Below are 9,649 nucleotides of genomic sequence, written 5' to 3'. Positions count from 1 at the left end.
TTTTTTATTTTATAAACTTGACTTAAATTGTTCTAAGAAACGAACATCGTTTTCATAAAACATTCTAATATCGCCAATTTGGTACAATAACATTGCAATTCTTTCAATTCCCATTCCAAAGGCGTAACCGGTATATTCATTTGGGTCAATGCCACAGTTTTTCAACACATTCGGATCAACCATTCCGCATCCCATAATTTCTAACCAACCTGTTCCTTTTGTAATTCGGTAATCGGTTTCTGTTTTCAATCCCCAATAAATATCTACTTCAGCGCTTGGTTCTGTAAATGGAAAGTAAGACGGACGCAATCTTATTTTAGATTTTCCGAACATTTCTTTCGTAAAATATAATAACGTTTGTTTTAAATCGGCAAACGACACATTTTTATCAATATATAAACCTTCTACTTGGTGGAAAATACAATGTGAACGAGACGAAATGGCTTCGTTACGAAAAACCCTTCCTGGAGAAATGGTTCTAATAGGTGGTTTGTTGTTTTCCATATAACGAACCTGCACAGATGAGGTATGCGTACGTAACAAAACATCTGGATTGGTTTGAATAAAAAACGTATCCTGCATATCGCGTGCTGGATGATATTCTGGTAAATTTAACGCTGTAAAGTTGTGCCAATCGTCTTCTATTTCTGGTCCTTCAGACACATTGAAACCAATGGTCGAGAAAACATCTAAAATTTGATTTTTTACTAATGAAATCGGATGACGTGAACCAATATTTATTGGATTTCCCGGACGAGACAAATCACCAAATACGTTAATAGATTCAGTTTTAGTTTCAAGTAGTTCCTGAATGGCTTTTACTTTCTCTTCTGCTGTGTTTTTCAACTCATTAATTACCTGACCAAATTCTTTCTTTTGTTCGTTTGGTACGTTTTTAAATTCGGCAAAGAAATCTTTAAGCAAACCTTTACTTCCTATGTACTTAATACGAAATTCTTCTAAAGTACTTTTGTCTTCAGTTTGAAACGCTTTAGCTTCTTCAATATGTTGTTTTATCTTGTTTATCATCGTAAAAGGGTAATAAGCTACAAATTTATGTATTTTTTAGCGATTAGTGAAAAGTGATTTGCATTTAGTTACAACTCAGCACTAATTAATTATCTCTTTTTCTAAAAAATAATTCACAATGGCGTCTTTCATTAAAACCGATTGTTCTCCTGCTTTTAGTGCTGGCAATTCTTTTATTACTTTATAATGAGGCCAGCCCTCTTTATCGAAAAATTCAAATTCGTAATATCCGTAGGGTTCTAATAGTTTACAAATGGCAATGTGCATTAGGTTTACTTTTTCGTCTTTTTTAAATTCGATATTTATTTTGCCTAATTCTTGCACGCCAATTAAATAAATAATCGCATCTAAATCTAATACGTCACCATCGGCAAATTTATCAGATAAAAAAGTTACTACTTTTTCCCAGCGTTCTTTTAATTGTATATCTCTCGACATTTGTATTTAGTTTTTTACAAAGATAGTATTTGAGGTTTGCATTTTGTAGTTTTGTTTTTATAAAATAAATATAATTTATGGAATTTATTGATATTGTTTTTGCCGTCTTATTAGGGTACAGTATATATAATGGGTTGAAAAATGGTCTTTTTGTAGAAATAGCCTCTTTCAGTTCTTTAATTGTGGGCATTTTTGTAGCGATAAAATTTTCACATATTGTCCGATTGGCTTTAGAAGAAAAAATAAAAACCAATCCAAAATACATTGAAATTATTGCTTTTGCTATAACTTTTATTTTAGTACTTATTGCCATTCATTTATTGGCTAAATTTTTTACAAGTATCGCAAGTTTTGCTTATTTAGGCTGGTTAAATAAATTTGGAGGCGCTGTTTTTAGTATGTTAAAAACCATTTTAATGTTAGGTGTTTTATTGAATTTACTTCAAAGAATAAATAGTAATAGTGTGTTGGTAAAAGAAGAAACCTTAAATAAATCCCTATTTTATCAGCCCGTACAAGAAGTGTCTAAATTTATGTCGCCAAATCTTGAAAAATGGTACGAAGAAGTAAAAGAAAGAACAAAAGAAACACCTGAAAACGAAAAAGCTTCTGATTCGTTGCGTGTAGGTAAAAACGAGTAATTCCCCACAAATATTACTATTCACTAACCCATTTAAATCCAACTCTCGGAATATTTTCAATAGCTAAATTCGGTGTTTCTTTTATTATTTTTCGTAAACGAGAAATAAAAACATCCAAACTTCTGCCTAAAAAATAATCGTCGGATCCCCAAAGTTCGATAAGAATTTTTTCGCGTTTTAAAACCGTATTTGGGTTGTCTAAAAACAGTTTTAGTAATTGTGCTTCGCGTTCTGTAAGCGTTATTTTTGTAGTTTCGGATTTGATTAAATAATTTTCGGGTTCAAAAATAAAACCTGAAAACTCATATTTTTTTAGGACTTTTTCAGTGTTTTTTTGACTGCGATGTAAAAAGACTTCAATTTTCAAGATTAGTTCTTCAATCGAATACGGTTTCACTAAATAATCATCAGCACCAAGTTTTAAACCCTTAATACGGTCTTCCTTCATTGTTTTTGCTGATAAAAAAATAATTGGAATTTCTTGATTTCTTTTTCTTATTTCGGTTGCCAATTCAAACCCATCCATTTCAGGCATCATAATATCAGTAACTACAATGTCAAATTGGTTTTTGCAAAACATATCTAAACCCGTTTTACCGTTACTGCAATGTACCACATCAAAATGTTGTTCTAAATTATCAACAGTTAAAAACGCCAGCGTTTCTTCATCTTCAATATATAAAACTTTCTTTTTACTCATAATCTTTTTGATTAATTATAATCGTAACTACAATTCCTTTTTCAGTATTATTAGCGATGGTTATTTTCCAACGATGTAAATCGCAAATCTTTTTCACATACGATAAACCAATACCAAAACCTTCAATATTTTTGATATCTTGTCGAGTTACTCTATAAAATTTATCGAAAACAAAAGGTAAATCTTTAGTTGGAATTCCGCAACCGTTATCATTAATCTGTATAGAAAGTTGTTGGTTAATTTCTGCAATAACAACTTCAATTTTAGGCGATAATCCAGAATATTTCACTGCATTATCCACTAAATTAAATAAAATATTGTACACATGAAATTCATCTGCTTTTAAAACATATTTTTTTGCGGTAATTATATCGATATCAATTTCCTTATCATATTTTAAAATAATGTTGTCTTTTACTAAGTCTAAAACAGGCTTCAACTCAAACTTGGATTTATCGATAAGCATTTGTTTGCTTTCAGTTTTTGCTACATATAAAATCTTTTCAATATGTTCATTTAACCTTTTTGTTTGATTGACAACAATTTGATTGTATTTTTTCAGTTTTGGATTTTCTTTTATCTCATTTTGTTCTTTTACATAATTTGATGCGATGAGAATCGATGCCAACGGTGTTTTAAATTCGTGCGACATATTATTGATAAAATCTTTTTGTAATTCAGTATATTTTTTTTGCTTTAACATAAGTACGACAGAATACACATAAATAATCAACACAAGAAACAAAACAGTTGTAAAAATCCAATATTGATTTAAGTTTTTAAAATAATTTTGTTCAATATCCGGGAATCGAATAGCAAAATAATAGGTGTATTTAGGATTTTTTGTAAAACAACTTGGGCATTTAATAGGTTCTTTTTTGCCATTACTATTGATGTGATTGCTAAACGCCATTTTATCAGATGAGCAATTATACACTGCATATTCAAAATCTACATCTAAGTTGTTTTTTTGAAATTCTGATATTAAATAATGTTCTAAAATGGTATTTTCAAATTCATAATTTACATTCACAGTGAAATAATTGCCGGATACTTTTTCTACCTGATTGGCAACTAATAAACCTGTTAAATTATCTTTATATAGTTTTTCTAAAACCTCTTGTAAGGCAAAAAATATTTTGTCTTCAGTATCTTTTTTCGCTAATTTGTGCGCGTTGTTTATCAAAAATAATTGCATAATTATAACCCCTACAATAGCAAGAAATCCAATAATTATGACAATATTAAATCGAGATAATTTCATTTTTATTTTAAATTTTTAACGATATTAAGACAAATTTTTAAGCGAAATTAATCATTAACAACTCATTAACACAATAAATAGTTAGGATTAACAACATTATTTAAAAAAATAAATACATTTGTGATGTTAATAAACATCTAATTTAAATATAATAATTATGAAAACAGTAAAATTACTTGCAGTTGCATTATTCATGGGGTCACTTTCATTTGCTCAAACTGCAGCTCCAGCCCCTGCAGCTCCAGCAGCTGCTCCACAAACACCATCTCAATTGAAATGGGAAAAAGAAACACATGAATTCGGAACTATTGAACAAGGTAAACCAGTTTCTTATGAGTTTACTTTTACAAACACTACAAACAAAGATGTCACTTTAAAAGATGTAAAAGCATCTTGTGGTTGTACAGCGACTAATTACACAAAAACAGCTATTAAACCAGGTGAAAAAGGAACCGTAACTGCTACATATAATGCTGCGTCAGGTGGTGCTTTCCACAAAACTGTTACGGTAACGACAAGTGAAGAAAATACTATTCCAAAAACAATTACAATAAAAGGAACAGTTAAAGTTAATGAAGCACCTGCAGTAGCTGCACCAGCTTCTAAATAATAAAAATATTATTTATATTTAAACCCGGTAAATATTTTTTATCGGGTTTTTTTATGGATATTTTTTTCTCGTTATTTTTAGTGGTATTTCTTGAGTCGCTTTATTTATTTCCTTGCTTAAATTAGAAAAGGCTACAACACTAAACCATAAGTTAATAGCGCGTTTACATAAAAAAAGGAGTTCTATTTGAACTCCTTTTTTTGATTATTTTGCTAACACTATTTTCTTGGTTGTTTTAGAACTACCATTTTCTATAGTTATTATATAAACGCCATCAGATAAATTAGAAATAGTAACATTGTCTACAGCGGTTTTCATTTCTTTAATTGTAATTAATCTGCCTTGTATATCGTATAGCTTTACAATTGAATTATGTTCTAAATTTTGGTTTCCTAGATCAATATTTACAATTCCAGTAGTTGGATTTGGATATATTTTTAAGTTAGAAAAAGTAGTATCTTCAATAGCAAGTGGTACTTGGATGTTACAAATTTGTAGTTTTACAGAATTAATTGTTCCTCCATCACCATTATATGGGTCATCTACTGTTAATGTCCAAATCCCATCTGCAATTAATCCATTTAATGCAGTTAATGTTTGAGAAGGAATTACGCTTCCAGTTAAAGCTGGTACTGAAGTGCCACATGCAACAGCTATACCACTATCATCCATAGTGCAATTTACATTATCATTATCTCCACAAGGTTGGTCCAAAAGAGTGATTACTGGACTACCAATAGAAGCAGGCCCTGTTAGTTTAACTTTAAAATCTTGAATATAAGTATGTGTTATATTTAGAGCAACATTTAAATCGCCAATAGTTAATCCCCCAGTAACTAAAATTGGAACAGAAGCTGTTGCGTTTGCAGTACTTGCTATTGTTGCGTTTGAAAAGTTAGTCGCAGAAAATTCATTTCCACAAGATAAAACACCAGTTTGAAAATTATTTACTGTGGCATTTGATAGTATTCCAGTTCCACATCTGTTTGATGGCGATACTCTCCAATAATAAGTAGTCTGTTGGCTTAAATTAGATACTATATAAGAATTTCCAGTCAAATTTGAAACATTTAGAATTGTAGTTGCAAAAGTTGGAGAAGATGAAACTTGTAATTGGTAAGATTCAGCATTTGCTTGTGCATTCCAAACCAAATTTACCGTTGTAGCTACACCAACTTGATTATTTGCAGGAGAAGAAGCAGTAATTGGTGAAAAAGTACTACTAAATATTTTTAGATTTTTATACCTTGTTTCTGTTTCTAAACCATTGTTTCCAACAATACCAACATTGTAACTGCCTGGATTTCCTGCAGATAAATTTGATATTGTTAGTGTAACAGGCCCGTTTGAATTTCTAGATGACGGGGTAAATACAGCTGTTGCACCACTTGGCAAACCAGTTGCCGAAAAATTTGTTGTGGTTGTCGTAGTGCCTGTTTGAGTATAGTTAAAAGTGTAAACAGCCTCTTGATTAGCACAAACTTCAAGATCATTAGAAGTAGGTATTAATGCAAAACCAGAAGTGACACCTGTAATGATTAGTGAAAAATCTTGTTTATTATTAACTAAGGTTCCTTTGTGAGTCACTGTAATAACATAATCACCAGCAGGAGGGACGTCAATTTTTACTTGTTCTACATTATCAATATTATTATCTCCAAATCTAGTTGCATCAAGTGTTGGGTCTGTATCTAATTTCCAAGGATAGTAAGTTGAGCCATTTCTTGTGATTCTCACATCTAAATCGTTTACAAGCGCACGAGTTAAATCGTTAGCTTCTCTTTGACCATTATTGGCATCGCCAGGAACATCCGTCCAACAAGCAGTAGCCATCAATGGAGTAGTTCCTAAAGACTTTACTGTAATTGAGTATGTTTGCCCCTGATTAAGTTTTTCTTCAGAAATCCAAGCATTTAATCCATTTGAAGTAATTGCTTGCGCGGCTGCTTTAGCATTTAATAATCCCCAACCAAAATAAATATCTGGGCCAATACTTCCAGAATCATCTGCGGTATGACAAGCTAAGCCTTTTAAAGTAGCCGCTTTCATAAATTTTGTAGTTAAATTATTGTGATGTTGTTGTAAAAGCAATAATGTACCCGCGACATTTGGCGATGACATTGATGTTCCACTAAGGTTAGCTGTTGCACTATTACTTCCGCTGCTTGCTGAGACTAAACCTGTTCCGTTTCCAGTAATATCCGGTTTTATTCTTCTATCATCAGTCGGTCCTTGACTGCTTGAACTATTAATAACTGGTGGAGATAAAATATCTCCAACTGAATTTACAGATACATCTAAACAATTTGCAATAACTAAATTATTTTTGGCTGTTTTATTTCCAGTAAGTTTATCAATTCCAAATGATATGGGATTAGCATTATTTTGATCTTCACCAGAATTACCTGCTGATGCCACCATTAAATAATAAGGCGCTAAGTAAGCAATTTGATCCCAGTTTTTTGCAGCTGAATCATACGTTCCGATATACCAAGCGGGTAACGTAACGTTATTATTTGTTAAAGGCACACCATAAGAGTGGTTTGAAATAAGCATCCCACCCAAAACTTCATCAAGAACTTCTGTTTCATCATCTGTCCAATTAAATGTTCTGCCTGTCGCTTCATAGGCCATTCCTCTGTGTAATAAATTGGTACTATTACCAAGAACTGTTCCAGTTACGTGTGTAGCGTGTTGTGAATATGTTATTCCACCTCCATCATCAACTGAAACCACTCTTCCTTCAAAATGATTGTGCTCAGCTCTAACTGTTCCTCCATCCCAAACTCGTGCAACCATTCCTTGTCCATTTAGCGTAAGCCCTAAACTTCCACCAGTATTTAATTGTACCGCTCTTGTAGATTTTGCTGCGGCCTGATTTTCAGTTGAAAAATATAAAGGATAACCATCAGGAGTTAGCTTCATTAATTGATGAAAGTTTCCTTTTTCATCAGTATAACTTAATGGAATGTTATTTTCCAGAGCATATTTATAAGCTCTTGTTCTTTCTTTTTCTTCTAAAATTTTGAATTCCTTTGCTTTGCTTTTAATTAGCGCAACATCGTAATCTTTAGTGATGTTTATAATGTCTTTTTCAGATTGAGCAAATCCAAAAAAACTTGTACATACTATGAGTAGTATTAATATTTTATTTTTCATTTTATTTGTTTTTAGGCAACTTTAAAGTTTTGGTAAGCAAATATATTGATTTAAGTTTTAATTTCAATATCATGATTTTAAATTACCAAACTTTAACATTTGTTATCTAATCTATTAATTTACTTTGAATTGTATATTTTTTACAAATTTGAAAAGAAATCATTTCCTTTATTATCCGTAATGATAAATGCTGGGAAATCTTTAACGGTAATTTTACGAACCGCTTCCATGCCTAATTCTTCAAAATCAACTACTTCTACTGATAAGATGTTTTCTTTTGCTAAAATGGCAGCAGGACCACCAATCGAACCTAAATAGAATCCGCCATATTTGTGGCACGCATTCATTACATCCTTGCTTCGGTTTCCTTTGGCTAACATAATCATACTTCCGCCAGCGGCTTGAAATTCATCTACATACACGTCCATTCTTCCTGCTGTTGTGGGACCGAAACTTCCTGAAGCCATTCCGTCTGGAGTTTTAGCAGGTCCTGCGTAATATACCGGATGATTTTTGAAATACTCTGGCATTGGTTTCCCAGCGTCTAATAATTCTTTGATTTTTGCATGAGCAATGTCACGAGCTACAATCAACGTTCCGTTTAATTTCAAACGCGTTTTGATTGGATATTTCGATAATTCAGCTAAAATTTCCGACATCGGTTTGTTCAAATCAACTTCTACCGCTAGCTCTAAATGAGGCGCTGATGCAGGTAAAAACTGTCCTGGATTTGTTTCCAATTGTTCTAAGAAAATACCGTCTTTGGTGATTTTCCCTTTGATATTTCGATCTGCAGAACACGAAACACCCATTCCCACCGGACAAGAAGCCGCATGACGAGGTAAACGAATGACACGAACATCATGCGTTAAATATTTTCCGCCAAATTGTGCTCCAATTTGACTTTCTTGACAAATGATTTGTACTCTTTTTTCCCATTCTAAATCGCGAAACGCTTGACCCGACATGTTTCCTGATGTTGGTAAATTGTCATAATATCCTGCTGATGCTTTTTTCACGGCTGCTAAATTTGCTTCCGCAGATGTACCGCCAATTACTAAAGCCAAATGATACGGAGGACAAGCTGCTGTTCCTAAATCCATAATGCGTTCGCGAACAAATTCGTCTAACGATTTTTCATTTAACAACGATTTTGTTTTTTGATATAAGAAGGTTTTGTTGGCCGAACCACCACCTTTTGTTAGAAATAAAAATTCATACGAATTTCCTTTTTTCGCATAAATATCAATTTGAGCGGGTAAGTTTGAACCTGAGTTTTTTTCTTCAAACATCGAAATCGGAACAATTTGCGAATAACGAAGATTTTTATTTTGGTACGTATTGTAAATTCCTTTGGATAACCATTCGCCATCTTCAACACCTGTGTATACGTTTTCACCTTTTTTGGCAACTACAATTGCTGTTCCAGTATCTTGGCAAGAAGGCAATTGCCCTTCTACCGCTACTGCGGCATTTTGCAATAAGTTATAAGCCACAAAACGATCGTTGTCTGTTGCTTCTGGGTCTTCGATAATGTTTCTTAGTTTTTGTAAATGAGCCGAACGCAACATAAATGAAACGTCGTCCATAGCTTCTTGTGCTAATAATTCTAATCCTTTTGGGTCAACCACTAAGATTTCTCTATCGCCAAGTTGTTCAACTTTTACGTAATCAGAAGTTAATTTTTTGTAGTGTGTATCGTCTTTTAAAATTGGATACGGATCTTGATATAAAAAGTCCATTGTGTGTATGTTTTGAAAGGTAAAGTTACGGATTTTTGTTTTTCCAACCTGCATGGTTTTTAAATC

At 32.4% G+C, this 9,649-nt stretch carries 8 protein-coding genes; 2 read left to right on the top strand and 6 right to left on the bottom strand.

Annotated elements, in window-relative coordinates; genetic code table 11:
* Positions 1-9: 9 nt before the first annotated feature.
* Positions 10-1,029, bottom strand: a complete 1,020-nt coding sequence (gene pheS / locus ABWO04_RS07995) for a phenylalanine--tRNA ligase subunit alpha (protein WP_353078934.1) — start codon at positions 1,027-1,029, stop codon at positions 10-12.
* A gap of 81 nt (positions 1,030-1,110) precedes the next feature.
* Complete coding sequence (locus ABWO04_RS07990) at positions 1,111-1,467, bottom strand: hypothetical protein (RefSeq protein WP_353078932.1); 357 nt, start codon at positions 1,465-1,467, stop codon at positions 1,111-1,113.
* Between the two features lie 77 nt (positions 1,468-1,544).
* Here ABWO04_RS07990 and ABWO04_RS07985 point away from each other — a divergent pair, with 77 nt between their 5' ends.
* On the top strand, positions 1,545-2,108 hold the full coding sequence (locus tag ABWO04_RS07985; RefSeq protein ID WP_353078930.1) for a CvpA family protein: 564 nt from the start codon (positions 1,545-1,547) through the stop codon (positions 2,106-2,108).
* Between the two features lie 16 nt (positions 2,109-2,124).
* Here ABWO04_RS07985 and ABWO04_RS07980 read toward each other — a convergent pair whose 3' ends face one another.
* Both ABWO04_RS07980 and ABWO04_RS07975 read right to left on the bottom strand, forming a co-directional pair.
* Positions 2,125-2,808, bottom strand: a complete 684-nt coding sequence (locus ABWO04_RS07980; protein ID WP_353078928.1) for a response regulator transcription factor — start codon at positions 2,806-2,808, stop codon at positions 2,125-2,127.
* Positions 2,801-4,072, bottom strand: coding sequence for a sensor histidine kinase (locus ABWO04_RS07975; protein WP_353078926.1), 1,272 nt, complete (start codon positions 4,070-4,072; stop codon positions 2,801-2,803). Before ABWO04_RS07975 ends, ABWO04_RS07980 begins: the two co-directional genes overlap by 8 nt.
* Before the next feature lie 157 nt (positions 4,073-4,229).
* Between ABWO04_RS07975 and ABWO04_RS07970 the strand changes: the two genes are divergently transcribed.
* Positions 4,230-4,682, top strand: coding sequence for a DUF1573 domain-containing protein (locus ABWO04_RS07970; RefSeq protein ID WP_353078925.1), 453 nt, complete (start codon positions 4,230-4,232; stop codon positions 4,680-4,682).
* A gap of 204 nt (positions 4,683-4,886) precedes the next feature.
* Here ABWO04_RS07970 and ABWO04_RS07965 read toward each other — a convergent pair whose 3' ends face one another.
* Together ABWO04_RS07965 and ABWO04_RS07960 are read right to left on the bottom strand one after the other, a co-directional pair.
* Complete coding sequence (locus ABWO04_RS07965) at positions 4,887-7,841, bottom strand: S8 family serine peptidase (RefSeq protein ID WP_353078923.1); 2,955 nt, start codon at positions 7,839-7,841, stop codon at positions 4,887-4,889.
* A gap of 140 nt (positions 7,842-7,981) precedes the next feature.
* Positions 7,982-9,583: a fumarate hydratase gene (locus ABWO04_RS07960; protein ID WP_353078936.1), complete on the bottom strand. Its 1,602-nt coding sequence runs from the start codon at positions 9,581-9,583 to the stop codon at positions 7,982-7,984.
* Between the last annotated feature and the right edge of the window lie 66 nt (positions 9,584-9,649).

The organism is Flavobacterium sp. (assembly GCF_040382755.1).
Classification (GTDB): Bacteria; Bacteroidota; Bacteroidia; order Flavobacteriales; family Flavobacteriaceae; genus Flavobacterium.
Note: the sequence above shows the minus strand (reverse complement) of the source record. Positions and strands in the feature narration are given on the sequence as shown.